Here is a 25,162-nt window from a genome sequence, read left to right as displayed (position 1 = left end):
GGATTATTCTGATACCCTCTAAAGCAGATGAGGACAGCGGGGAGAGGGAGATGGGCTATCTGATCTTGGGCAGCGGCGGATTGGGCACGGCGCTGGCACATGAGCTATCCGCCCGTGGCGAGGAGCTGGTGCTGGCCGGCAGGCAGCTGCCCAAGGGTGTGGATCCCGTCTGCTATTTCCCGTTGCAGGAGGTGGATGTGCTCTCCTTCGATGCCCTGTTCACCCTCTATGACACGACGCCGTTGCCGAGCGTGGTGATCAACACCATCGGCCTGCTGCACGACATCAATTTCATGCCGGAGCGGCGGGTGGAGGAGGTCAACCCTAGGTGGTTGTGCGACAGCCTGCTGGCCAACGCCTGGCCGCAGCTGGCTTTGGCAGCCTGCCTGAGCCGCCGAATGATGCCGGATACCCGCCTCTGGCTTTGCTCTCTCTCCGATCTGGCCGGCAGTCTTGGCGCCAACGAGACGGGCAGCCGTTACAGCTACCGGATGAGCAAGGCGGCCCTCAACATGGGGGCAAGAACGCTGGCCCACGAATGGGGGGAGCGCTTCCCCGCCGCCGGGGTTGTCACCGTGCATCCGGGGCTGATGGCCACCCCCATGAATCAACCCTTCCTCGACGAGCTGGCGGCCGAGACCTTGCAGGATCCGGCGCTGGTGGCGCCGCGTCTGCTTGATCTCATCAACCAATTGTCGCCGGCCCAGTCCGGCAGTTTCCTCGACCTGCAGGGCCAGCCGCTGCCCTGGTAACCCGTCACCGGCTTCACATTCCGGAAACGGCCCGCTTGCCAAGCCAGCTCCTGCTGGCTAACGTCATCCTCCTGCTTCAGGAGGGATGTCATGCGCTATATCGATTTACGAAGTGATACGGTCACCCAGCCCACGGATGCCATGCGCCAGAGCATGCTGCATGCCGAGGTGGGGGATGATGTCTACGGGGAAGATCCCGGCGTCAACGCACTGGAGGCCCGCGGGGCCGAGCTGCTTGGCAAGGAGGCCGCGCTGTTTGTCCCCTCGGGCACCATGTCCAACCTGCTGGCGGTGATGAGCCACTGTCAGCGGGGGGAGGGGGCCATCGTCGGCCAAGCGGCCCACATCTATCGCTATGAGGCACAGGGGAGCGCCGTGCTGGGTTCGGTTGCGCTGCAGGCGGTGCCCATGCAGGCCGACGGTTCGCTGGCAGTGGCCGATGTCGCCGCGGCGATCGCCCCTGATGATGCCCATTTTGTGCAGACCCGTCTGGTCTGCCTTGAAAACACCCATAACGGCAAGGTGCTTCCCCTTCATTACCTGCATGCGATGCGCAAGTTCGTCGACGAGCGCGGGCTGCAGTTGCATCTGGACGGGGCGCGCCTGTTCAACGCCGCGGTGGCGAGCGGTCATGGGGTAGCCGAGCTTGCTGCCCCCTTTGACAGCATCTCCATCTGCCTCTCCAAAGGGTTAGGTGCACCGGTAGGATCGCTGCTGGTGGGCTCCCGCGTCTTCATCGCCCGCGCCAGACGGCTGCGCAAGATGCTTGGTGGCGGCATGCGCCAAGCGGGGATCCTGGCTCAGGCCGGTCTGTTTGCCCTCGATCAGCATGTGGCCCGATTGGCGGACGATCACCGCCGTGCCAGACGGCTGGCCGAAGGGTTGGCCGCGTTGCCCGGCATTGAGCTGGATCTCGCGCTGGTGCAGACCAACATGGTATTTCTGCGGCTGGTGAAAGGGGAGGCCGAGGCGCTGCTCGCGTTCATGAAGGAGCGGGGGATCCTCTTCTCCGGTTACGGCGAGATGCGGCTGGTAACCCACCTGCAGATCACCGATGACGACATCGACGAGGTGATCGATGCCTTCACCGAGTACCTTTCCGCACGTTAAGGTTCACTCAATAAAACAGGGCGCCAAGGCGCCCTGTTTTATGCTTTGAGAAGAAAGCGGGTCACGCCTGGCGCTGGCCGCTCATCAGCATGGCCTCGTCGGTGGCGTCGTAGATCATTACCGCGATGTGAGTCACCTGACCGCCAAAATCGGCCAGCGGCACCAGCGTCAGGTTCTGGAACATGTGGGGGGCTGAGCCGGTGATCGGGCGGTAGTTGGAAAAACGCAGCAGATAGGGTTTCTGCTCCCAGGTGCTGAAGGCGCGGTTGTTGAGCTTGAACACCATGTTGGCCTTGCGCTCGAACCAGGCCCGATCCACATCGGGGAAGAGCTCGAACAGCACGCCATCGCGCACCTCGCCGGCCAACCGGCCGCTGTGGCTCTCCATGAAGCCGTTCCACACCTGCACCTTGTACTCCTTGTCGAGCACCACCAGCCCCACGTCCAGGTTCTGGACTATGTTCATCAGCCAATGAAATTCACGGATTTCCATGGTCACTCCTAGAGCATGTGCATGATTTTGTTGTTCATGGTGGCGATGGAATCTTCGGTAAACAGCAGCAGCAGATCGCACTGCACCGCGTAATCCTGGACCCGGTAGTTGATCTCGATGGCAAGGGTGCGGCGCCAGCGGCTCTTGTTGGTGTTGATGAGCTCGTTGATGGGTCTGTGCTGGCCGAGTACCACAGGATGGCCCTGACTGAAGGGGGTGTCGAGTTGGCTGGCGTAGCCGCGCAAAAAGGCGCCGATCAGCACGTTGGCGGTATCCATCAAGAGCTCTAGCTCGGCGTTGCGATCGAGCACGCCCTGATGGTTCATCAGCCGGGCCAGATCCTTGAAGCTGGAGTCGTGAAACAGGATCAGCGCCTCGCCGGCGATACCGGCCCCGATGAAGCCCTGACAGACAGCGGAGAGAGTATCCGAGTCGGCAGCGGCCGAGAGGGCCATGTGTAGCTCGGACACTTCCAGCACGTTGACGTTGGGAATGGGCAGCACCACGAAGGCGTTGAGCAGGCGGGCCAGCAGGTCGGCAGCCTGGCCCATGGAGACGTTGGCGAGTTCCTGATAGACGTCACGTACCTCGGGACTTATCTTGATGCCGGTATCCAGACTGCCGACATCACTGACACTCTGGCCAGCGGGCCGGATGTCATGTGCAGTGGCGGCACCTTTGGCCTGCCACAGATCGTGCTGTTTCAGCAGGGCGCTGAGGGTCTCCGGTGCGGCGGGTTTCTTGATGAAATCCAGCGCTCCCAGCCCCATCACTCGCTGATAGGCTTCTGGCTGGATATCGCCGGAGACAACGAAGACCTTGTTGCGCAGCCCCTCCCGCTGGAGGGTCTCCAGCACGCCGTAGCCATCCATTTCCGGCATGGTCAGGTCGAGAAAGATCAGATCCCCATGACCCATCAGCACCTGCTCTATCCCTTCCAGCCCGTTGGCGGCGTAATGCAGCGTCACGTCCCAGTCGGCGGGAAGGGCGCGGGCCAGCTGTTTACGGGCGAATCCTGAGTCATCACATATCAATACATTCATAGTGTTAGGCTGGCCTGGTCAACGAGGATTGCTATAAGTGTGGCCCGCCAACGGTCAGATGCAATGGGACAGGCTGGTCGCCGGTGAAAATTGATTGTCCCATTGGCGATTCCGGTAGCGCGCTGAATATTTTTCAACAAATTCAGCGAACATCTTAACACGCAGCGGGGCAAACTGAGGCTGGCAGCGCAACATATAGAAGGGCCGGTTGCCGGTTTTCCAGTCGGGCAGTACCGGGACCAGCTGCTCATCCTGCAGGAAGGGATGCACGTAGTGGAGCGGGGCATTGACGATCCCCAGGTGGCGCCTGGCCGCCCGGACGGCAGCCTGGGTCTGGTTGACGGTCAGTTTGGCGGTGCGCTTGATCTGCACCGTCTGCTCGTCCCGATCGGTCAACTGCCAGTGCTGGTGTGGCCAGCAGTAGATCAGCGCGTGCTCTTCCAGCTGGGCGGGATGCGCCGGTGTGCCCATCTTCTCCAGATAGAGCGGGGAGGCAAACAGGCCGTATTCGATGTGGCCAAGGCAGAGTGCGTTGGGCAAGGATTGCGGCAGCTCGCCGTTGAAGAACACCAGATCCCGGTCGTTGTCGAATAGATGCTGGTGGTCGTTGGTCTGGGTAATGTCGAACTGCACTTCGGGGTAGTGCAGGCCAAAGTCCGCCAGCATGTCGACCAGGATGGTGTTGGAGAGGGCGATGGGGGCAGCCAGACGGATCACCCCGTTGATGTCGGCCTCTTTGCCCTGGATCTCGCCGGTGGCCTGCTCGATTGCGGCCAACGGGGTGCACAGGCGCTCGTAGTAGCGCAGCCCTTCGTCGGTGAGGCGGAGTTTGCGGGTGGATCTGTGTAGCAAGGAGCAGCCGAGCTGCTCTTCCAGCTGAGAAATACGTCGACTGATGGTGCCGGTTGGCATGCCCAGTGCGGCAGCCGCATGGGAGAAGCCTCCCTCTTGCACCACCTTGACGAACAGATAGAACTCTTCGATGTACTTCATAAGCGGTGTTCTGGGTGTAACAAGCCAGTGACCTTAAGAAGAGGCGCCCGCCTTGGCAAGCTCAATCCGGCGTTTAATTGATCTGGATTAGATTCGACTCCCGCTGGTACTGGTGCAACAGCCGGACAAATTCGACCGGATCCCGGTCAAGGCTGTTGTCCGGCACCAGCAGATCATAGCCGAGCAGCTCGCGCAGCCGGGTCATGCGGTTGGCCAACATGGCGATCACCCCCTCATAGCGCTGGCCGGAGGGAGAGCGAAAATGGCTCTCCTCCAGCAACCCCTCGCCCTGAAAGGCACAGGAACCCCCACCGCCGCTGCAGGCCGGCTGTTCGCTACGCAGTGCCTGCAGCAAGACGCTGCGTTGCTCGGTCAGCAGGCGTACTGCCAATCTGGGTGTGATCAATGTCAAAAAATCGTCGTAATCTTTTATTTTCAAACCGATATAGGGCAGGGGGACCAGATCCCAGCCCAGATGAATGCGCGGCTGGTCTATTCGCTGAATATTTCTCCATTTCAGGATCCAACCACCGTATTTATGGTGATATTGCAGACAATCGTGACAGAGCGAGAGACTGAAGTGAGGCTCAATCAACTTCAATGAGCCGATAAATATCATCATCAGACCGGCCAGCAGGCCGGAGACGAGGGGGATTAGTGGTTGTTCACCGAATAAAAAAAGTATAAAAATCATAGCAATGGTTACTATGATGCCCAACAATACCAACGTGAGTCCGTTTTTTCTGACCATGGGTTTCACATGTAGCGTTTTCATATGAAGTCAGCCCTTTGCGCATGCTTGTTTCACATTATGGGCTGGATCCGATTTTGTACCAGCACCGGGTGCCCGGGAGGGCCCTCCGTCGCTGGGTTTCCCTGTGATCACACATCATGAATCACCATATTAGATGAATACGCTAGACGAACGGTTATTGAACGGGATGGATGTGTTGCATACCCCAATCTGGGTTTATGACATCCGGCATCACCACATCTACTGGGCCAATCGCGCCGCCTTGAGCGTGTGGGAAGCGAGCTCGCTAGGCGAGCTGCAATCGCGCGACTTCTCGGCCGACATGGCACAGGCCATCGATCTGTTGCTGCAGCGCTACCTCGGGGATTTCCAGCAGGGGCGCAGCTACAGCGAGTGGTGGACGCTTTCCCCCAAGGGCGTGAAAAAGCAGATCTACCTGCGTCTCTCCGGCATCCAGCTGGCGGGTCGGCTGATGATGATGACCGAGGCGGTGATCGACGCCGATACCCTCTATCAGGAGTCTTCGCTCGCTACCGGAGATACCCTGGCCTGTCTGTTTGACAATCAGGGCCAGCTGGAGAGCGGCAACCACCATTTCGACATGTGTTTCGGCAACCAGATCCGCTACCTCTCCCAACTCTTCTCCGGCAATGACGAGGCGTTCTACCAGAAGCTCTCCCGCCTCGATGAGGTGGTGGCCGAGGGGGAGTGCCGTACCCTCAAGGGGATGCGCTGGTTTCAGTACCAGTTTCGCCACATTCAGCAGGGGGCGCAGATCCTGCTCACCATGCGCGACATCACCGACCGCAAACTGGAAGAGCTCGAACACCGCCACCTGGCGTGGCACGACTCGCTGACCGGCCTGCTCAACCGCTATGGCTTGATGAAATCGCTGGAGGCCTATTGCGGGCTGGGTGGGCGTTTTGCGCTGGTGTTCATGGACTTGGACAACTTCAAGCTGGTCAACGACAACTACGGCCACAAGGCCGGTGATCGGCTGCTGGAGCGGGTTGCCGGCCGGCTCAAGCAGATCTGTCCGCGCGATGTGGAGCTGGCGCGGCTCGGTGGCGACGAATTCACTGCCTTGGTGCCGCTCAGCCACTCGAGCGATCGGGCGCAGGAGGTGGCCGACCTCATGCTCTCCCAGATGACCAAGCCGCTGCAGCTGAGCGGCGTGCCCGAGGTGACCATCGGCGGCAGCATCGGCATCGCCATCTATCCGGACGATGCGGACGACGGTGACAACCTCATCACCCGCGCCGACATGGCCATGTACCAGGCCAAGCAGATGGGCCGGCTGCGCTGGCAGCGCTTCACCCCCAGCATGCAGCAGACTCTGCATCGCAAGCTGACCCTGAAGCAGTTTCTGGCCAAGGCCATCGGGCGGGGGGAGCTGAGCCTCTGCTACCAGCCTCAGGTGGATGTGGCACAGGGCAAGCTGCTCGGCTACGAGGCGTTGCTGCGCTGGCACAATCCCGTGCTGGGCCACGTTTCACCGGTGGAGTTCATCCCGCTGGCGGAAGAGATGGGGCTGATCCGTGAGATAGGAAGCTGGGTGTTGTCGACGGCGCTGGCCCAGATGGCCCACTGGCAACGGGAGTGGCGGGTGAACGTGCCGGTGTCGGTCAATCTCTCCGGCTTCCAGCTCTCTTCCGCTCTGCCTGAACTGGTGGCCCAGCAGCTCAAGGAGTTCGGGGTGGCGGCCAGCCTGCTGACGCTGGAGCTGACAGAGACGGTGTTGATGCTGGACATGAAGGGGTGTATCGAGATCCTCGACGCCCTGAGCGCGCAGGGGATCAAGATTGCCATCGACGATTTCGGTACCGGCTACTCGTCACTGGCCTATCTCAACCGGCTGCCCATCGACACCATCAAGCTGGATCGCTCCTTCGTAGTGGGGCTCAACCTGCCGGTGATCCGCGCCACTGTCGCCATGGCCACCAGCCTGGGCCTTGGCATCATGGCCGAAGGAGTGGAGGATGAGCACGAGCTTGCCGCCCTGCGCACCCAGGGCTGCCACGTGTTTCAGGGGTTCCTGTTCAGTAAGCCGATGACGGTGGCGCAGGTGGAAGAGAGCCGTTTCATGGTCAGCTGCAAGGCCGGCCGCTATCCGCTGGCAGGCTAGCGGATGACTCTGTGGCTGTGCTAATGCGAGGGGCCTTGGGCCCCTCGCTGTTTTTGGGTAGAGTGTGGGCTTCGTCTCTGGAGGCAACATGAACCCGACTCTCGACCTTATTCTCGCCCATCGCTCCATTCGTCAATTCACCGCCGAGCCCATCACCGACATTCAACTCGACCAGATCCTGAGCGCGGCCCAGGCCGCTTCCAGCTCCAGCTTCCTGCAGGCCAACAGCATCATTCGGGTGACTGACAAGGCACTTCGCAGCCGTCTGGCTGAGCTAGCGGGGCACCAGGCCTACGTGGCCCAGGCCGCCGAGTTCCTGCTCTTTTGCGCCGACTACCATCGCCACTGCGAAGTGGTGCCGGATGCCCAGACCGGCTTTGTGGAGCAACTGCTGATCGGCGCCATCGACGGCGCCCTGATGGCCCAGAATGCCCTGTTGGCAGCCCAATCCATGGGACTTGGCGGCGTCTATATCGGCGGGATCCGCAACAATCCGGCCGCCGTGAGCGAGGCGGTGGGGCTGCCACATCAGGTGATCCCGCTGTTCGGCCTCTGTCTCGGCCACCCCGCCCAGGCACCCGAGCAGAAACCCCGCCTGCCTCGGGCTTTGGTTGTGCATGAAAACCGCTATCAGACCGAACTGGATCGGGATCTGCTTGCCGGCTACGACCAGCAGATCGAGGCTTACTACCAATCCCGCAGCAGCAACAACAAGCAGCAGAGCTGGAGCGGCCAGATCCGGGGCATCCTGGGCAAGGAGGCGCGCCCCTTCATGCAGGATTTCCTGCGATCCAGGGGGTTCAACCTCAAGTAATGGGCCCGATGGGCGATACTAAGGGGTAATGGCGGTGTCGCCAGCGCCGCGTGATCCTGGCTTTCCCTGATGCTCCTGCCCGTCTGGGCACAACAAATCAGGGGCAAGCCCTGCGCTGCGGACTACCTTAACTAGGTAAGCTGTTGTAGGATCACGCAATTGGATTGGGACAGGAGTTTGGACTTCCTATGATTTTAACCTTGGTATTGCTGTCTATTGGCGCACTCCTGTTTCTGGTCATCGCCTATAACGTGGTGCAGCAATATAAACAGAAGGCAGAGGCAGACAAGCGTCACGCCATCGCCCGCCACAAGTCGGTGGTGGATGAAACCGAAGAGATGCTGCTCAACGTCAACCTGGTGCCCTTCTCCAAGAACATAGTGTTGCTGCTGCAGCACCGGATCCTCGATGCCTATCGTGCAATCGCCCTGGTGATGCCAAGCGGCCAGCTCAAGCAGCGCATTGCCGACGTGCAGACCCAGATCAAGAACGTGCAGGAGAACTACAACAGCCAGGATGAAGGGCACTTCAAGACCCCGGAGTCGGATCGTCAGGCTATTCAGATGTTGCAGCTGGTCAAGAAGATGCGGGCTGTGCTGCGGGTTGAACACAACAAAGGCAAGATAGATCCGCAAGGCTTTGCCCAAGAGGATCGCCGCCTCGAGCTGATGCAGCTCAAGGTCAACATCGCCAACCTGGTGAAACGGGCCATGGATGCCCAGATCCAGGGGCAGTTCGGCACCTGCCGGCAGCTCTACACCAAGGGGCTCTCGGCCCTGGCCAGCGTCACCGACAAGGACCCCTACCTGATGGCTCGTGAAGAGGACATGCGGCAGGGCTTGGCCGGACTCGATGCCCACCTGCAGGAGCACAGCGAGAAAGAGCTGCAAAGTATCAAGGACAAAGAGGCAGACGAGCTGGACGTCCTGTTCCAACCCAAGAAGAAATGGTGATTATGTCGCACTCACTCGATACCACACTGGGGCCGATGGCCCCATTTGTTTGCCAGCTGTTGACCGAGCTGGATGCCCTCGCCATCCATCCCGCCGCCATCGAGGTCGACCACCTCTGCTACCGGGCCGCCACCCTGCCGGAGTACCAGGCCCTGAAGGCACAATTGGCAAGCCAAGGTGACCTGCTGGTGGAGGGGATGATCGGCGGACGGCCCATCGCCACCTACCGCCTGCATCAACCGGTGCCCCACGCCCACGGCATCGTGCCCTGCATCGAGCTGGCGGCGCCCAAACCGGGTCGCAGCCACCAGGCGGGGCTGGAACATATCGAATTGGTGGTGCCTTCACTGGACGCCTTGCTGGCGGCCCATCCCGAGGTGCCCTTCAAAACCGGCAACCTGCGCGATGAGCGCAATCCTGACGTGGCGGTGATGCTGGCCTCGGGGCAGATCAAATTCCATCTGCGCACCTTGGCCGAGGTGATCGAGGAAGAGCTGGTGAGCGGCGCCGTGGTGCCGGTGCCTGCCGGCTACTACGACCAGGTTTGATGCGACGGGGTAGCTTGACCGGCCCCGTCTCATAGCCGAGATAGCATCAGGGATGGCAGATGCGGGGGCGGGCGGGGCGCCCCTTCAAGTGGCCGAGCCAGAGGCTCAACCCCGCCGTGATGACCAGTACCAGCTCGATGCCGAGCACCAATCCCCCGAGCCCCCCTTGCTCCCAGAAAGGGTGCAGATAGAGCCCGCCCAGACTGGCTCCCAGATAGTAACCCACCAGATAGAGCGACGAGGCGAGCGCCCGGTTGTGCTCCACGTGCTGGCCGACCCAGGCGCTGGCGCAGGCGTGGGCAAGGAAAAAGCCGAAGCTCGAGATAAGCAGGCCCGACAGGATTGCGCCGAGCGAGCCGCCCAGCAGCAGAGTGCTGCCGAGCGCCATCAGGGCTATGCCGACCAGCAGCAGGCGCTGCGCCCCCCAGCGATGGGCGCAGCGACCGCTGAGGGAGGAGGCCACCGTCCCCGACAAATAGGTCAGAAACAGCATGCCGAGCCACTGGGTAGGCAAGGAGAAGGGGGGGCTGGCCAGCAGGAAGGTGAGGTAGCTGTATTGGTTCAGAAACACCATGAAGTTGAGGCCGCCGATGAGGTAGGCCCCCACCAGCAGCGGATTGCCGAGGTGGCTGGCGATCGCCTGGCGAAACTGACCCGGCTTGGCGATGACGGGCACGAAACGGGTCTGGGCCGGCAGCAGCCAGATGACGAGAGGCAGCAGCGCCAGGCTGATGAGGCCGATGCCGAGAAAGGTGTGCTGCCAGTCGCCAAACCAGCCTGCCAGCAGACCGCCGACCACCCGGCCGGCGATACCCCCCAGCGAGTTGGCGGCAATGTAGACCCCGACGGCAGAGAGCAGGGCTCGCTTGCTGAACTCTTCCCCCATGTAGGCGATGGCAGTGGCGGGCAGCCCCGCCAGCAGAACACCCTGCAGGACCCGCAGCAGCAGCAGCAGTTCAAACTGACTGACCAGGCTGATGAGCAGGGAGAGCAGGATGGCGCCGGCCAGACTCCACAGCATGATCCGGCGCCGGCCGAAGCGATCCGCCAGCCGGGCGCAGACAAGTAGCGAGGCGGCGAGCCCAGCGGTGCAGCCAGCCAGGGTCCAGCCGGCCGACAGCGAGCTGACGGAGAACACCTCGGCCAGCAGCGGCAGCAGCGGGTGGGTTTGATAGAGATTGAGAAACACCAGGAAGGAGCCCAGGCTGAGGGCCAGGGTGGCGCGGATCCATTCACGACTACCGACTTCGATCATATGCAATTGTCCTGACAGCTTTGTTGCAGGTTAGTGCGCGCCAGAACATAAATATAATATATTTAAGTTATCCATCTGATAAATAAAATTGATATGGACCTGAAACAGCTTACCTATCTGCTGGCGGTGCGGGATGCCGGCTCCTTTACCAAGGCGGCCAACGGGTTGCATGTGGCGCAGCCCGCCATCAGCATGGCCATCGCCAAGCTGGAGCAGCAGCTCGAGCTGCGCTTGTTCGACCGCCAGGATCGCAACGTGCGGCTCACCCCGGAAGGGGAGGTGCTCTGCCGCCATGCCGAGCGCCTGCTGCGCCAGATGCATCAGGCCGAAGCCGAGATGGCCGAGCTCAAGGGGCTGGAGCGCGGAGAAGTGCGTATCGGCATCCCCTACATGATGGGCTCTTATTACTTTCCGCCGATCCTGATGGCCTTCAAGCATCGCTACCCCGGCCTCAAGATCCGGGTGGAGGAGGCGGGCACTCGCGAGCTATTGAGCCGCATGGTGGACGGCTCGCTGGATCTTGCCATCCTCATCACCAGCGATCTGCCGCCAGCGCTGGAAGGGGCCCAGCTGCTGCGTGAAGAGATGTTGATGGTGGTGGGGGAGGAGCATCCGCTGCGCCAGGCCCGGAGTGTGTCGCTGAGCGAGTTCTTCAGCCAGGAGCTTGCGATGTTTCGCCGCGGCTTCTATCACCGCGAGCACATGGAAGCGCTGGCCCATGGGCTGGGCTGTGAGCCTGATATCGCCTTTGAGAGCAACCTCATCCCGCTGCTCAAGGCGGTGGTGAAGCAGGGCTTTGCGGTGACCACCTTCTTGCGGATGGCGCTGGACGAAGAGCCTGCCCTGACCGGGATCCCGTTTGCCCCCCCGATCTTCCTAGATCTCTGTGTGGCGTGGCGGCGGGGGGATCCGCTCTCCATGGCCAACCGCGCCTTGCGGGATTTTTTGCTGGCACAGGCACAGCCATAAATGGCCAAGAAGGAAAGGCTATCAGGCAAAAGTTTGTTAGTATTAGTTCAAGTCGCCTTTAGAGCCTAACATCATGAAACTCCAACAATTGCGTTATATCGTTGAGGTTGCCAACCACAGACTGAACGTGTCGGCAACGGCAGAGAGCCTCTACACCTCTCAGCCAGGGATCAGCAAACAGGTGCGCATGCTGGAAGATGAGCTGGGGATCCAGATTTTCGAGCGCAGCGGCAAACATCTGACCCAGATCACCCCGGCTGGCCGGGACGTGATCAAGATTGCCAACGAGATCCTGGGCAAGGTGGAGAGCATCAAGTCGGTGGCGAGTCAGCACACTCACCCCGAGCAGGGCACGCTCCACATTGCGACCACCCACACCCAGGCCCGTTATGCGCTGCCTGATGTGATCAAGGGCTTCATCAAGCGCTTTCCCAAGGTCTCCCTGCACATGCACCAGGGCACGCCGACCCAGATCAGCGAAGCCGTGGTCAAGGGCCAGGCCGACTTTGCTATCGCCACCGAGGCGCTGCACCTGTATGAAGATCTCATCATGCTGCCCTGCTACCACTGGAACCGCAGCGTGATCGTGCCCAAGGGTCACCCGCTGACCCAGGTTGGCAAGCTCTCCATCGCCGACATCGCCCGCTTCCCGCTGGTGACCTATGTGTTCGGTTTTACCGGCCGATCCGAACTCGACACCGCCTTCAACCGGGCCGGTTTTGAGCCCAATATCGTCTTCACCGCCACCGATGCGGACGTGATCAAGACCTATGTCCGGCTGGGGGTGGGGATCGGCGTGATGGCGACCATGGCGCTGGATCCCCAGGTCGATACCGATCTGGTGGCGCTCGATGCCAGCCACCTGTTTGCCCATAGCACCACTAAGATCGGCTTTCGCAAGGGCTCTTTCCTGCGTACCTACATGTATGACTTCATGACCCGTTTTGCCCCGCATCTGACCCGGGACGTGGTGGAGCGGGCCATCGCGCTGCGCTCCAGCGACGATGTGGATGCCATGTTTGCCGATATCGAGCTGCCCATCCGCTAGCGCCGCGGCGATCTAGACCAACAAAAAACGCCTCCCGATGGGAGGCGTTTTTCATGGCGACGAGCGGCGAGGCGAGCTCACTTCTTGAACATGTGATCCAGCTTGCTGGCTTTGGTCGAGAGGTAGAACTCGTTATGGGGATTGCGCCCTTCCTGCAGGGGAACCCGCTCTGCCACTGGAATACCGAAGGATTCCATCGCCTTCATCTTGCGCGGGTTGTTGGTCATCAACTTGAGAGATTTTACCTCCAGCTGCTTGAGCATGTCGGCGCAGATGGTGTAGTCGCGCATGTCGGCGGCAAAGCCGAGCGCCACGTTGGCCTCGACGGTGTCGGCGCCTTGATCCTGCAGATGATAGGCCCGGATCTTGTTGAGCAGGCCGATGCCGCGTCCTTCCTGACGCACGTACAACAAGACGCCGCGGCCTGCCTTGGCGATGTTTTCCAATGCAGCCTGCAGCTGGAAGCCGCAGTCGCAACGCAGACTGAACAGGGCATCGCCGGTCAGGCATTCGGAGTGAATGCGGCCCAGCACCGGCTCATCACCCGTGATATCGCCCATCACCAGTGCGGCATGATCCTTGCCAGTGCCGGTTTCCTGAAAGCCTACCAGCGTGAAAGTGCCCCAGGGGGTCGGCAACTTGGATTTGGCCACGAGGGTAACGCTGCTCATAGGTTGCTCCTTACTACAGCTGCTTAAAAAAGGGCGGCCAGTTTAGCGCGCCTTGTGCGGAACAACCATAAGAACAAAACCTTGCACAACTTAATGGTTTGCCTGGCGGTACACAAAGAGGACGGTTGCGACTGGTTTTGCGCAAATATGTGCCACGACGACTGCCAGGCTCGGCACATTTGGGTATAATCGGCGCCCATTACCCCATCCCTCCCGGGATGTGTGCAACAAGTGTGCAGGAGAGACGTTATGCCGCAGATGGCCCCCGTGATGACAATTGATGGCCCGAGTGGTGCAGGCAAGGGCACCCTGTGTCAGTTGCTGGCTGAAAAACTGGGTTGGCACCTGCTCGATTCCGGCGCCATCTATCGGGTGCTGGCCCTGGCCGCCCTGCATCACGATGTAGAGCTCGATGCCGAAGCTGCGCTGGTTCCCCTGGCTGCCAATCTGGACGTGCAGTTCCAGGTCGATGCCGAACAGGTGAAGGTCGTGCTGGAAGGGGAGGATGTGTCCCGTACCATCCGTACCGAGGAAGTGGGCAATGCCGCGAGCAAGATTGCCGCCTTCCCGCGGGTGCGCGAAGCCCTGCTGCGCCGTCAGCGAGCATTTCGCCAAGCCCCCGGCCTCATCGCCGACGGTCGTGACATGGGCACCGTGGTTTTCCCGGAAGCCGAGGTGAAGATTTTCCTCGACGCCAGCGCCGAAGAACGGGCTGCCCGCCGCTATAAGCAGTTGCAAGATAAGGGCTTTGATGTTAACTTTGAGCGTCTTTTAACCGAGATTCGGGAACGTGACGATCGCGACAGAAATCGCGCCGTTGCCCCCCTTAAACCGGCAGAAGATGCTCTCGTGGTGGATTCAACCGCCATGTCCATAGACGAAGTGCTGGTAACGGTGCTTGCCTATGCAGAGCAACAACTTGGTGATGTCAGTACAAACTGATGTCAGTCGTCTGCACCATGGATGGCGCAGATAATTTAAAACAACCCCGCTTGTGCCGGATTGCAAGTGGATGTTTCATTTGTGACATAAACAATGATCGAATCTTTTGCTCAACTCTTTGAAGAGTCCCTGAACGCCGTTGAAACCCGTCAAGGTTCCATCGTCAAGGGCACTGTCGTTGCTATCGAAAATGGTTTCGTACTGGTTGACGCCGGTCTGAAATCCGAGTCCGCTATCCCGGCTGAAGAATTCAAGAACGCCATGGGCGAGCTGGAAATCAACGTAGGCGACTCCGTTGACGTGGCTCTGGACTCTATCGAAGATGGTTTCGGCGAAACCAAGCTGTCCCGCGAAAAAGCCAAGCGCCACGAAGCCTGGCTGCAGCTTGAAAAAGCTTACGAAGAGCAAGCTACCGTTATCGGTATCATCAACGGCAAGGTCAAGGGTGGTTTCACCGTTGAACTGAACGGCATCCGTGCCTTCCTGCCGGGTTCTCTGGTTGACGTGCGTCCGATCCGTGACACCGCTCACCTGGAAAACAAAGAACTCGAGTTCAAAGTCATCAAGCTGGACCAGAAGCGCAACAACGTTGTTGTTTCCCGTCGTGCCGTGATCGAGACCGAGAACACCTCCGAGCGCGAAAGCCTGCTGGCTAACCTGCAAGAAGGTCAAGAAGTTAAGGGTATCGTCAAGAACCTGACCGACTACGGTGCATTCGTAGATCTGGGCGGTGTTGACGGCCTGCTGCACATCACCGACATGGCGTGGAAGCGCGTTAAGCATCCTTCCGAAATCGTCAACGTTGGCGACGAGATCGCAGTCAAGGTTCTGAAGTTCGACCGCGAGCGTACCCGTGTATCCCTGGGTCTGAAGCAGCTGGGCGAAGATCCCTGGGTTGCTATCGCCAAGCGTTACCCGGAGACCACCCGTCTGTCTGGCCGCGTGACCAACCTGACCGACTACGGCTGCTTCGTTGAAATCGAAGAAGGCGTGGAAGGCCTGGTACACGTATCCGAGATGGATTGGACCAACAAGAACATCCACCCGTCCAAGGTTGTTAACGTTGGCGACGTGGTTGACGTGATGGTTCTGGACATCGACGAAGAGCGTCGTCGTATCTCCCTGGGTCTGAAGCAGTGCAAATCCAACCCGTGGCAGCTGTTTGCCGAAACTCACGCCAAGGGCGACCGTGTTTCCGGCAAGATCAAGTCCATCACTGACTTCGGTATCTTCATCGGTCTGGATGGCGGCATCGACGGCCTGGTTCACCTGTCTGACATCTCCTGGAACAACCAGGGCGAAGAAGCCGTGCGTGAATTCAAGAAGGGCGACGAGATCGAAGCCGTTGTTCTGCAAGTGGACCCGGAGCGCGAGCGCATCTCCCTGGGCGTCAAGCAGATCGAAGAAGACCCGTTCAATAAGTACCTGTCTGACAACAAGAAAGGTGCTATTGTGAAGGGTAAGGTTACCGAGGTTGATGCCAAGGGTGCCGTGATCGAACTGGCTGACGGCGTAGAAGGCTACCTGCGTGCCTCCGATGCTGCTCGTGACCGCGTAGAAGACGCCACTCTGGTGCTGTCTGTTGGTGACGAAGTTGAAGCCAAGTTCATGGGCGTTGATCGCAAGAACCGCACTGTAAGCCTGTCTGTCCGCGCTAAGGACGAGGCTGATGAGCGTGTTGCTATCGACAGCCTGAACCAACAAGAAGAAGTTGTGTTCAGCAATGCCATGGCTGAAGCGTTCAAAGCCGCCAAGGGTGAATAATCCTTGATGCAAGAAAAGGGCGGCGTGTCACGCCGCCCTTTTTTATCATTGGCGTAATGAATATTGCATGTGATCGGGGAAGGAGATTTAACGTTATGACCAAATCAGATCTCATCGAACAATTGGCTGCCAGCCGCATGCATATGCCGGCCAAGGATGTCGAAGCTGCCATCAAGGAGATCCTTGAGCAGATGGCATCGACTTTGCAAAACGGCGACCGGATTGAAATCCGCGGATTTGGAAGTTTTTCACTGCACTATCGTGCCCCCCGCGTGGGCCGCAACCCCAAAACCGGGGACAAGGTTGAATTGACCGGGAAATATGTTCCCCATTTCAAACCTGGCAAAGAGTTACGCGAGCGAGTGAACATCGCTGAATAATGCAGAAAATGGCATACTTGGGTATGCCTTTTTTGTTTTTATGGTTTGCCTTGTGGCAATTGTCCGGTTTCTCCAAGTCTTTTCCCATTCGCTCTAGAGTCTGCCGGTGATTTTAAGGATAATCAGCCTTTCATTAGATACTGACAGGGAGCTCCTATGAAGCGTATCTTGGCCCTCATTCCACTGGTGCTGGTGTTTATTCTGACCCTGGCCGTCGGTTCGCAAAATGGCCAGCTGGTGCAGTTCAACTATCTGATTGCCCAGGGCGAGTTTTCACTCTCCATGTTGCTGGGATTCTTTTTTGGTGGTGGCTTCCTGCTGGGCTGGCTGGTATTCGGTCTCTTGTTCCTGCGTCTGAAGATGCAGAATCGCACTCTCAATCGCACCATGCGCCGTCAATCCCGCGAGTTGGAGCTGGCTCGGTCGGCTGCCAAGGAATAATGTCCCTCGATGCTTGAACTGCTTTTCCTGCTGTTGCCCATTGCTGCCGGTTACGGCTGGTACATGGGGCGCAGGAGTGTTCGCCAGGACACCCAGAAACAGAGTAACCAGTTTTCCCGCCAGTACGTGGCGGGCCTCAATTATTTGTTGTCCGATGAATCAGACAAGGCGGTGGATCTCTTTATCCAGCTGCTGGAAGTGGACAGCGAAACCATCGAAACCCACCTCTCCCTCGGCAACCTGTTTCGCCAGCGTGGAGAGGTGGACAGAGCCATCAAGATCCACCAGAACCTGGTGACCCGCCAGCTGACCCGGGAACAGCGCCAGCTGGCGTTGCAGGAGCTGGCGCGCGACTTTCTTGCGGCCGGTCTGCTGGACAGGGCCGAGGCGCTCTGGAACGAGCTGTGCGATGACAGCGACTATGAAGAGACGGCGCTGGCCCAGCTGTTGATCATTCATCAGCAACTGCGGGATTGGGACAAGGCCATCGACGTGGCGGTACGGCTGCAGAAGTTTCAGGGCAAGAAGCTGGCCGAGCCCATTTCCCATTTTTACTGCGAGCAGGCAGAGAGCGCCTTGCGTGAAGGGGACAAACCCGCCGGGCTTGCCAAGCTCAAGCGGGCGCTTAGCGTCAACCCCGCCTGTGCCCGTGCCAGCCTGCGTCTGGCGGAACTGGCCATGGCAGCAGGGGAATACGAGCAGGCCAGCAAGGATCTCTTGCGGGTGTTCGAGCAGGATATCGACTTTGCCTCCGAAGCCATTCCCTCCCTCAACGAGTGCTATCAGCGGCTGGGTCGTGCCCACGATCTCATTCCCCTGCTGGAGCAGGCGGTGGAGGATCATGCCGGCGTCAGTGTGACCCTGGCACTGGCCAAGCTGGTCGAAGAGCGCGATGGCCTGAGTCAGGCCCGTGCGCTGGTGCTGCGTCAATTGCGCCGTCATCCCTCCATGAAGGGCTTCTATCAGCTGGTGGGTTTCCAGCTGGCGAGCGCAGAGGAGGGCCCTGCCAAGGAGAGCCTTGAGCTCTTGCAGCAGCTGGTTGGCGAGCAGATCAAGATCAAATCCACCCACAAGTGCCGGCAGTGCGGTTTTGCCACCCACTCCCTGTTCTGGCAGTGTCCCTCCTGCCGTCAGTGGGGATCCATCAAGCCGATCCGCGGCCTGGACGGGGAGTAAGAGCCACCACAAGATCATGAGCCAGGCCGCTGCGGCCTGGTGTTTTAAGGTCGAGCCGGGGCCAAGCTCCGGGCGGCGAATAACCATCGATAGGAAGTGAGATGCTAGATCCCAAAGTACTGGTTGCGCTGGATTATCAGCACGAGGCCGATGCCTTCGCCTTCATTGAACGTATCTCCCCGGCCCAGTGCCGTCTCAAGGTAGGCAAGGAGATGTTTACCCTGTTTGGCCCCCAGTTCGTGCGTCAGCTGGTTGCCAAGGGATTTGATGTCTTTCTGGATCTGAAGTTTCACGACATTCCCAACACCGTCGCCAAGGCGGTAGCCGCCAGTGCCGAGCTCGGCGTCTGGATGGTGAACGTGCACGCCAGCGGTGGCGTGCGGATGATGCGGGCCGCCAAGGAGGCGCTGCTGCCTTATGGCGACAAGGCGCCGTTGCTGATTGGGGTGACCGTGCTGACCAGCATGGAGCAGGCCGACATGGCGCCGCTGGGGCTCACTGTCGGCCCGGCCGAGCAGGTGATCCGGCTGGCCAAATTGACCAAGGAGGCGGGGCTCGATGGGGTGGTCTGTTCCGCCGAAGAGGCGCGTGAATTGAAGGCGCTGCTCGGTGCCGACTTCAAGCTGGTGACGCCGGGGATCCGTCCCGCTGGCTCGGCAGCCGGGGATCAACGCCGGGTCATGACACCGCTGGCGGCGGTGGAGGCGGGGGCCGACTATCTGGTAATTGGCCGCCCCATCACCCAGGCGGCCGATCCTGCCGCCATGCTGGCAGGCATCAACGCAGAGCTGGCAAATCGATAACGAATAGAATGCCGGTCCGATGAGGCCGGCATTGCATCAGGGGCGGCTCACTCCTTGGGAGTGGGCTCGCGCAGGGTGATCGGGAGCAGGCCGAGCAACAGGCCGGCGCCCGAGCCAATCAAATGTGATTCAATGTGTACCCTGGCGCCGATGAGGGCGGACACCGGGCTTTCCCCCGCACTGTAGAAGTCCACCCCGAGCTTGATCGCCACCCCTGCCAGCATCAACCAGCCGGAGTAGCGGCGATAGCGGATATCCTGCAGCGCCCCCCAGACGAACAGGCCGTGCAGCGCGCCCGACAATCCCATGTACCACTGGGTCTGCGGACACCACCACCAGATACCTAGCCCGACGGCGGCGCCGAGCAGCAACAGCAGCAGCGGCAGCCGACCACCGGTCAGGTATTCGCGAAACAGGCTGTAAAGTACCCACAATCCGCTCAGATTGAGCAGCAGGTGCCACAGATTGGTGTGGGCCACATTGCCTGTTATGATGCGCCACCCTTCACCCTGGGCTATCAGGGTGCGATCGAAGGAGAGCTGGTGATTCGGCACGATGAAAAAGAGCAGCAAACTGGCGAGTGAAAGCGTGATGACCCAGAGCAATCCTGATTTTTCTGACAACATGAAACAGTCCGACGACAACAAGAGCCGCTACTGTACACGTTGCACCAGAGCCCTCAAAGCCTGTCTGTGTGATTATATTCAGCAGGTGCCGCATCTCGCCCCTCTCCATATTTTGCAGCATCCAAGTGAAGTCGGGCATCCCAAGGGAACCGCCATCCTGCTGGCCGCCTCGCTGGCGCAGGCCCGCCTGCATGTGGGCGAACAGGTGGCCGACGTCCCCGAGCTGGCGGCCTTGCTGGCCGATCCCGCGCAGCAGTGTTATCTGCTGTGGCCGGATGAGGAGGCCATCTCGCTTGCCAGGGTGCGGGAGAGGGAGGCGGCCGAGCCGGCTCGTCGGGTCTGTTTTTTGCTGCTTGATGGCACCTGGCGCAAGGCCTACCGGATGCTGCACAGCAACCCTGAGTTGCAGCAGCTGCCGCGGATAAAGCTGGATGCCGTCGCGGGGCAATATTCCATTCGCAAGAAGCCGTTTCCAGAGGCGCTGTCGACCCTGGAAGCGGGCTACCATCTGTTGTCGCAGTGGGAGAGGGCGCCCGATCGCTTCGCCCCGCTGATGACCCTTTTTACCCATTTGAACCGGCAGTGGCATGATTTTGCCCAGGGCCGGCGCAGTTGAACTGCCCAGAGGAGAGTTATTCGTGAAAAAAGCCGTCGTGGTATTCAGTGGTGGCCAAGACAGCACCACCTGCCTGGTTCAGGCCTTGTCCCGTTATGACGAAGTGCACGCCATCACCTTCGATTATGGTCAGCGCCATCGGGAAGAGATCGAGACGGCGCGCCGTCTGGCCAGTGGGCTCGGCATCGCCGCTCACAAGGTGATGGACGTGACCATGCTGGGCGAGCTGGCCATCTCGGCCCTGACCCGGGATGAGATCCCGGTGAGCTTCGAGCTGCAGGACAACGGCCTGCCCAATACCTTCGTACCGGGCCGCAACATCCTGTTCCTCACCCTGGCCGCCATCTACGCCTACCAAGTGGGCGCCGAGGCGGTGATCACCGGGGTGTGCGAGACCGATTTCTCCGGTTACCCCGATTGCCGTGACGAGTTCGTCAAGGCGCTCAATCAGGCCGTCTCGCTGGGGCTGGATCGCGCCATTCGCTTCGAGACCCCGCTGATGTGGCTCGACAAGGCCGAGACCTGGGCACTGGCGGATCACTACGGCCACCTCGACACCGTGCGCCAGCAGACGCTCACCTGCTACAACGGCATTGCCGGCGACGGTTGTGGTGCCTGTCCCGCTTGTGATTTGCGCAGCCGTGGCTTGCAGCAGTACCTTGCCGACAAGGCGGGCGTGGCGGCACGCTTGCACCAAAAAACCGGGCTGGGCGAGAAAAGCGGATGCTGAACCTGCGTCTCGGCCATGCTTGGGGTATAATCCGCGACTTTTGCAACCAGCCGTGACCAAGATGCACTACCCAATCAACGAGATATTCCAGACCATCCAGGGGGAGGGGGTCTTCACCGGCCTGCCCGCCATCTTCGTTCGCCTGCAGGGCTGCCCGGTGGGGTGCCCCTGGTGCGATACCCGTCATACCTGGGTGGTCGATCCTGCTCGTGAAGTGGGGGTACAGGCGGTGCTCGACTGCTCCAACGAATCTGATGGCTGGAGCAAGATGAGCACGGAGCAGATCCTAGCCAGCTTTCAGCAGCTCGGTTATCAGGCGCGCCATGTGGTGATCACGGGTGGGGAACCCTGCCTCTATGATCTGCAGGATCTCTCTGCCGCCCTGATTGAGGCGGGTTATCAGGTGCAGATCGAAACCAGCGGTACCAGCGAGATCCAGACCCATGAGCAGACCTGGGTCACCGTATCTCCCAAGATCAATATGAAGGGAGGGTTGCCGGTGCTGGTCTCTGCTCTCGAGCGGGCCAACGAGATCAAGCATCCGGTGGCCACCGAGCGCCATGTGGAGGAGCTCGATGCGCTGCTGGCCACCGCCCGCTTGCGTGAAAACGTGGTGATCGCGCTGCAACCCATCAGCCAGAAACCCAGGGCCACTCAATTGGCGATGGCAACCTGCATTGCCCGCAATTGGCGGCTCTCCATCCAGACCCATAAATATCTGGATATCGATTGAGATGGAGTGGTTGTCCGACGAGCGGGTATTGTTGTCCCTGACCAACAAGATGCCTTACGGCAAATATCGGGGACGTCGCATCATCGATATTCCAGAGCCTTATCTGGTGTGGCTGGCCCGCACCGGTTTTCCCGCCGGTTCACTGGGTCAAACGCTGGCGCTGGCCTATGAAATCAAGCTCAACGGGCTGGAATCCATGATTGTTCCCATTATTAACAGGATGTCGGTATGAGGATATATACGAGGCAGGGCGACAAGGGTATGACTCGCCTGGCCGATGGGCTGCAACTGGCCAAAGACGATATGCGGGTAGAAACCTATGGTTATATTGATGAATTAAATTCTCATATAGGTCTTCTTATTGCCGAGGTGCCTGCGGCCGAAACCGGATTATTGGCTGACTTGTTATTATTGCAACAGGAATTGTTCGATCTGGGCGGGGAGCTGGCATTTTCCAGCGCCGCTCAGGAAGCGGCCATCTGGCAGGTGAATAACGAGTGGACCTTGCGGCTGGAGCAACAAATTGATGCCTACAGCGCCAATTTACCTGTGCTGCGCAATTTTATTTTGCCCAGCGGTTCCCGTGCGGCGGCGCAAGCCCATGTGGTGCGAACCCTGACCCGGCGCTGCGAGCGTCTGCTGCTGACCCTGAGCCGCAGCGAGCAGCTCAATCCGGCCATTTTGCCCTACATGAACCGGCTGAGTGACTGGTTTTTCACCATTGCCCGCTACCTGCTGACCTGTACGGCGACCCCAGAAGTGCTCTGGGTCAAGGCGGCAGAGCGGGGCTGATAGCCAGGCTACAGGCAATAAAAAACCTCGCGATGCGAGGTTTTTTATTGCGCCGATACGGCTTTATCAGATGGCAAATTCTTCGACGGATTTACCTTCGGCAACGGCCTTGGCAATCACGGAAGGCATGCGGCCCTGGCCGGTCCAGGTTTTTTCCACGCCGTTGTCCATATAACGGTATTTGGCCGGGCGGGGAGCACGTTTGCCCTTGCTGGCTTTGGCGGGTTCAACGGCCACGGTACCAACCAATTCGGCCGGATCGATGCCGGCGGCTTTCAGCATTTCGGCATATTCGTTAATTTTGCGCAGATGTTCTTCGCGAGCCTGACGCTCGGCGGCTTCATCCTGCTGGCGCTCGCTGACAATAGCGGAGAGCTTTTCCAGACCTTCTTCCAATTGTTCCAGTGTCAGCTCACGGCAAGTGGCACGCAGGCTACGGACATTCAGCAGGACTTTCAAAAATTCGTTCATAGTGTTCACCACGCGAGCAAAAGAGTGAATTAAATAGATATAGTAATTTTGGCTAATTTATACGGCCATTTATGATCAAGTCAAGTCAGCTGAATTAATAAATTCATAGTGGAAATTAAGAGATCTATTTTGGATTCAGGCCCGATTCAGCAATATTGGCAATGTACATACTCGACTGAGTTCTTGATAGATGAAAATAGCGACAAAATCATAATGTTTGCACCATTTGACTACCACCATGCCATTTTAAGCCACGCCATTTGGTGATTTAATCAAAAAACTTGCTATAACGTGCCGGCACGATAAAATGTGCCTCGAATACCTTTAAGTAGAGGCGCGCTGCCTATGACTACTTGTGCGGAGGGTGATGCCTGTGATGCACGAGGAAAGGAGTCAGCGCCGAAGTGGCCAGGCCATCATACCGGGCTGCTGGTTCTGCATCTAATAGGTGCAGGACTGCCATAGTCATCCACTATGGAGCGCTACCTGAAGGGGCTGAGGAGTATTACCTCCCCATGGGTTTTGTTTCTTTATCCTCTCGGTAGATCTCCACCTGCTGTCTTTAGGTGCAAAGAGATCATGGACATCATTCACTACGCCGACTCCGGTTGGTCAATCATTCCACCCCTGCTGGCCGTCGCCCTGGCGATCCTGACCCGCCGCGTCCTGCTGTCGCTGGGGGTGGGCATAGTCACTGGCAGCCTGCTGCTGAACCAGTTTTCTCCCCTCGATTCCCTGCATTACATGTTGAACACCGTGCTCAAGATCTTCTGGGTCGACGGGGCTCTCAACCGTGACAACATCAACATGTTGCTGTTCATGCTGCTGCTGGGCGGTCTCATCAGCCTGATGAGCGTGTCCGGTGCGACCCGGGCCTTCGCCGAGTGGGCCGCCAAGCGCGCCAAGACCCGCAAAGGGGCCAAGACGCTGACCGGCATGATGGTCTTTGCCTTCTTCATCGATGACTTCTTCCACAGCCTGTCGGTGGGGGCCATCTGCCGTCCGGTGACCGACCGCTTCCAGATCTCCCGCGCCAAGCTGGCCTACTTGCTGGACTCCACCGCCGCCCCGGTCTGCGTGCTGATGCCCATCTCCTCCTGGGGGGCTTATATCATCGCCCTGGTCGGCGGCATCATGGCGGCTCACGGCATCACCGGGCAGAGCCCCATCTCCGCCTTCGTCGAGATGATCCCGATGAACCTCTATGCGGTGTTCACCCTGATCATGGTGCTGGTAGTGATCGCGTTCCAGCTCGACATAGGCCCGATGCGCCAGCACGAGCAGTGGGCGCTGGAAGGCAAGCTGTGGGATGAGTCCAAGGGCCGCCCCATCGGCCTGGACATGGAGAGCCCGGAGGAGAGCAACGGCGGCATGATCGACATGGTATTGCCGATCTTGACCCTGACCGCGGCCACCGTCTATTTCATGATTGACTCCGGTGCCGCCGTGCTGGCTGCCAATGGCGAGCCGTTCAGCGTGCTCGGCTCGTTCGAGAATACCAACGTCGGCTCGTCCCTGGTGTATGGCGCCCTGTGCAGCCTGGTGGTCTCCATCGGTCTGGCCATGCGTCTCAAGCTCGGCGCCAAGAACTGGATCAAGGCTGCGCCGCAAGGGGTCATGGCCATGTTGCCGGCCATCAACATCCTGCTGTTTGCCTGGACCATCGGCGCCGTGGTGCGTGACGTCGAGACCGGCAAGTACCTGGCATCGCTTGCCAACGGCAACCTGCCCATTGAAGTATTGCCTGCCGTGGTCTTTATCCTCTCCTGCGCCATGGCGTTTGCCACCGGCACCAGCTGGGGCACCTTCGGCATCATGCTGCCGCTGGCCGGCGACATGGCGGCGGCCAGTGACATCACGTTGATGCTGCCGATGCTGGCCGCCGTTCTGGCCGGTTCCGTGTTCGGCGATCACAGCTCGCCCATCTCCAGCACCAGTATCCTGTCGGCCACCGGTGCTGGCTGCCACCACATCGACCACGTGATGACCCAGCTGCCCTACGCCTTGGCCATCGCCTTCGGCGCCGCCCTCGGTTATCTGGTGATGGGGTTGATGCATTCGGTGCTGGCAGGCTTCAGCGTCAGTGCGCTCTGGTTCGTCATCTTCTCCAGCTACCATTTGCGCAAGGCAAGGTCCCAAGCGGACCTGGCTATCGCATAA

Annotated in this window: 28 protein-coding genes and 1 riboswitch; of the genes, 20 read left to right on the top strand and 8 right to left on the bottom strand. The window is 59.6% G+C overall.

Going from position 1 to position 25,162, the window contains the following annotated elements:
• Positions 1-50: 50 nt before the first annotated feature.
• Entirely contained in the window at positions 51-752 is a 702-nt protein-coding gene (locus OKB87_RS07260) for an SDR family oxidoreductase (RefSeq protein WP_257684367.1), read from the top strand.
• A 90-nt stretch (positions 753-842) separates the two neighbouring features.
• Entirely contained in the window at positions 843-1,862 is a 1,020-nt protein-coding gene (ltaE, locus tag OKB87_RS07255; RefSeq protein WP_270826976.1) for a low-specificity L-threonine aldolase, read from the top strand.
• 61 nt (positions 1,863-1,923) lie between these two features.
• On the opposite strand, the gene OKB87_RS07250 is transcribed toward ltaE, so the two are convergent.
• The 4 genes from OKB87_RS07250 to OKB87_RS07235 all read right to left on the bottom strand — a co-directional run bounded on the left by OKB87_RS07250 (position 1,924) and on the right by OKB87_RS07235 (position 5,166).
• On the bottom strand, positions 1,924-2,355 hold the full coding sequence (locus tag OKB87_RS07250; protein WP_005346525.1) for a PAS domain-containing protein: 432 nt from the start codon (positions 2,353-2,355) through the stop codon (positions 1,924-1,926).
• An 8-nt stretch (positions 2,356-2,363) separates the two neighbouring features.
• Positions 2,364-3,398, bottom strand: a complete 1,035-nt coding sequence (locus tag OKB87_RS07245; protein WP_017410192.1) for a response regulator — start codon at positions 3,396-3,398, stop codon at positions 2,364-2,366.
• Between the two features lie 54 nt (positions 3,399-3,452).
• Complete coding sequence (locus OKB87_RS07240) at positions 3,453-4,391, bottom strand: LysR family transcriptional regulator (RefSeq protein WP_011705681.1); 939 nt, start codon at positions 4,389-4,391, stop codon at positions 3,453-3,455.
• A gap of 73 nt (positions 4,392-4,464) precedes the next feature.
• Positions 4,465-5,166, bottom strand: a complete 702-nt coding sequence (locus tag OKB87_RS07235) for a DUF2982 domain-containing protein (protein ID WP_076359648.1) — start codon at positions 5,164-5,166, stop codon at positions 4,465-4,467.
• A 166-nt stretch (positions 5,167-5,332) separates the two neighbouring features.
• On the opposite strand from OKB87_RS07235, the gene OKB87_RS07230 reads away from it, so the two are divergent.
• The 4 genes from OKB87_RS07230 to OKB87_RS07215 all read left to right on the top strand — a co-directional run bounded on the left by OKB87_RS07230 (position 5,333) and on the right by OKB87_RS07215 (position 9,585).
• Positions 5,333-7,270 (top strand): putative bifunctional diguanylate cyclase/phosphodiesterase, encoded by a 1,938-nt coding sequence (locus OKB87_RS07230; protein ID WP_016350432.1) that lies wholly within the window; start codon positions 5,333-5,335, stop codon positions 7,268-7,270.
• Positions 7,271-7,358: 88 nt separating this feature from the next.
• Positions 7,359-8,084 (top strand): oxygen-insensitive NADPH nitroreductase, encoded by a 726-nt coding sequence (nfsA, locus tag OKB87_RS07225; protein ID WP_024944058.1) that lies wholly within the window; start codon positions 7,359-7,361, stop codon positions 8,082-8,084.
• Between the two features lie 188 nt (positions 8,085-8,272).
• On the top strand, positions 8,273-9,037 hold the full coding sequence (locus tag OKB87_RS07220; protein WP_146061895.1) for a DNA repair protein: 765 nt from the start codon (positions 8,273-8,275) through the stop codon (positions 9,035-9,037).
• Entirely contained in the window at positions 9,031-9,585 is a 555-nt protein-coding gene (locus OKB87_RS07215) for a VOC family protein (RefSeq protein ID WP_270826972.1), read from the top strand. The genes OKB87_RS07220 and OKB87_RS07215 overlap by 7 nt, the downstream gene beginning before the upstream one ends.
• A 46-nt stretch (positions 9,586-9,631) precedes the next feature.
• Here the strand turns inward: OKB87_RS07215 and OKB87_RS07210 are convergent, their stop codons facing one another.
• Entirely contained in the window at positions 9,632-10,840 is a 1,209-nt protein-coding gene (locus OKB87_RS07210; RefSeq protein WP_270826971.1) for an MFS transporter, read from the bottom strand.
• A 93-nt stretch (positions 10,841-10,933) separates the two neighbouring features.
• Here OKB87_RS07210 and OKB87_RS07205 point away from each other — a divergent pair, with 93 nt between their 5' ends.
• Both OKB87_RS07205 and cysB read left to right on the top strand, forming a co-directional pair.
• Positions 10,934-11,809, top strand: coding sequence for a LysR family transcriptional regulator (locus OKB87_RS07205; RefSeq protein WP_146061897.1), 876 nt, complete (start codon positions 10,934-10,936; stop codon positions 11,807-11,809).
• A gap of 73 nt (positions 11,810-11,882) precedes the next feature.
• The gene (cysB, locus tag OKB87_RS07200) at positions 11,883-12,857 is read left to right on the top strand and encodes an HTH-type transcriptional regulator CysB (protein ID WP_010634254.1); all 975 of its coding nucleotides are present in this window, start codon (positions 11,883-11,885) and stop codon (positions 12,855-12,857) included.
• 77 nt (positions 12,858-12,934) lie between these two features.
• On the opposite strand, the gene ribA is transcribed toward cysB, so the two are convergent.
• Positions 12,935-13,528, bottom strand: a complete 594-nt coding sequence (gene ribA / locus OKB87_RS07195) for a GTP cyclohydrolase II (protein ID WP_005299914.1) — start codon at positions 13,526-13,528, stop codon at positions 12,935-12,937.
• Positions 13,529-13,777: 249 nt separating this feature from the next.
• Between ribA and cmk the strand changes: the two genes are divergently transcribed.
• The 6 genes from cmk to pyrF all read left to right on the top strand — a co-directional run bounded on the left by cmk (position 13,778) and on the right by pyrF (position 19,034).
• Positions 13,778-14,470, top strand: coding sequence for a (d)CMP kinase (gene cmk / locus OKB87_RS07190; protein WP_011705689.1), 693 nt, complete (start codon positions 13,778-13,780; stop codon positions 14,468-14,470).
• A gap of 93 nt (positions 14,471-14,563) precedes the next feature.
• Complete coding sequence (gene rpsA, locus OKB87_RS07185) at positions 14,564-16,234, top strand: 30S ribosomal protein S1 (protein ID WP_011705690.1); 1,671 nt, start codon at positions 14,564-14,566, stop codon at positions 16,232-16,234.
• Between the two features lie 95 nt (positions 16,235-16,329).
• Complete coding sequence (ihfB, locus tag OKB87_RS07180; RefSeq protein WP_011705691.1) at positions 16,330-16,614, top strand: integration host factor subunit beta; 285 nt, start codon at positions 16,330-16,332, stop codon at positions 16,612-16,614.
• Between the two features lie 156 nt (positions 16,615-16,770).
• Positions 16,771-17,055 (top strand): LapA family protein, encoded by a 285-nt coding sequence (locus tag OKB87_RS07175; protein ID WP_011705692.1) that lies wholly within the window; start codon positions 16,771-16,773, stop codon positions 17,053-17,055.
• 9 nt (positions 17,056-17,064) lie between these two features.
• A complete protein-coding gene (gene lapB / locus OKB87_RS07170) occupies positions 17,065-18,231 on the top strand; it encodes a lipopolysaccharide assembly protein LapB (protein ID WP_016350438.1) in 1,167 nt (388 codons plus the stop codon).
• Positions 18,232-18,332: 101 nt separating this feature from the next.
• Entirely contained in the window at positions 18,333-19,034 is a 702-nt protein-coding gene (gene pyrF / locus OKB87_RS07165; RefSeq protein WP_139389103.1) for an orotidine-5'-phosphate decarboxylase, read from the top strand.
• A 47-nt stretch (positions 19,035-19,081) separates the two neighbouring features.
• Here the strand turns inward: pyrF and rrtA are convergent, their stop codons facing one another.
• On the bottom strand, positions 19,082-19,660 hold the full coding sequence (rrtA, locus tag OKB87_RS07160; RefSeq protein WP_270826970.1) for a rhombosortase: 579 nt from the start codon (positions 19,658-19,660) through the stop codon (positions 19,082-19,084).
• Between rrtA and OKB87_RS07155 the strand changes: the two genes are divergently transcribed.
• From OKB87_RS07155 to OKB87_RS07135, 5 genes are all read left to right on the top strand, one after another.
• Entirely contained in the window at positions 19,590-20,276 is a 687-nt protein-coding gene (locus OKB87_RS07155) for a tRNA-uridine aminocarboxypropyltransferase (protein ID WP_270826969.1), read from the top strand. The two genes, rrtA and OKB87_RS07155, sit on opposite strands and share 71 nt — an antisense overlap.
• Before the next feature lie 22 nt (positions 20,277-20,298).
• A complete protein-coding gene (gene queC / locus OKB87_RS07150; RefSeq protein ID WP_073349852.1) occupies positions 20,299-21,006 on the top strand; it encodes a 7-cyano-7-deazaguanine synthase QueC in 708 nt (235 codons plus the stop codon).
• A 61-nt stretch (positions 21,007-21,067) separates the two neighbouring features.
• A complete protein-coding gene (gene queE / locus OKB87_RS07145) occupies positions 21,068-21,739 on the top strand; it encodes a 7-carboxy-7-deazaguanine synthase QueE (RefSeq protein ID WP_016350442.1) in 672 nt (223 codons plus the stop codon).
• A gap of 1 nt (position 21,740) precedes the next feature.
• Positions 21,741-21,971: a DUF3820 family protein gene (locus OKB87_RS07140; protein ID WP_017410178.1), complete on the top strand. Its 231-nt coding sequence runs from the start codon at positions 21,741-21,743 to the stop codon at positions 21,969-21,971.
• Positions 21,968-22,531 (top strand): cob(I)yrinic acid a,c-diamide adenosyltransferase, encoded by a 564-nt coding sequence (locus tag OKB87_RS07135; protein WP_270826967.1) that lies wholly within the window; start codon positions 21,968-21,970, stop codon positions 22,529-22,531. Before OKB87_RS07140 ends, OKB87_RS07135 begins: the two co-directional genes overlap by 4 nt.
• 66 nt (positions 22,532-22,597) lie before the next feature.
• Here the strand turns inward: OKB87_RS07135 and OKB87_RS07130 are convergent, their stop codons facing one another.
• A complete protein-coding gene (locus tag OKB87_RS07130) occupies positions 22,598-23,002 on the bottom strand; it encodes an H-NS family histone-like protein (RefSeq protein ID WP_270826966.1) in 405 nt (134 codons plus the stop codon).
• A gap of 321 nt (positions 23,003-23,323) precedes the next feature.
• Positions 23,324-23,495, top strand: a riboswitch (Lysine riboswitch).
• An 86-nt stretch (positions 23,496-23,581) separates the two neighbouring features.
• Here OKB87_RS07130 and OKB87_RS07125 point away from each other — a divergent pair.
• Positions 23,582-25,162 carry a Na+/H+ antiporter NhaC family protein gene (locus OKB87_RS07125; protein WP_011705702.1) on the top strand — a complete coding sequence of 527 codons (1,581 nt, stop codon included), beginning with the start codon at positions 23,582-23,584 and terminating at the stop codon, positions 25,160-25,162.

Origin of the sequence: Aeromonas sp. Y318-1 (assembly GCF_027706125.1) — a bacterium.
GTDB lineage: Bacteria > Pseudomonadota > Gammaproteobacteria > Enterobacterales > Aeromonadaceae > Aeromonas > Aeromonas hydrophila.
The sequence above is the reverse complement of the archived record's forward strand: the minus strand, read 5'-3'. Positions and strand labels throughout refer to the sequence as shown.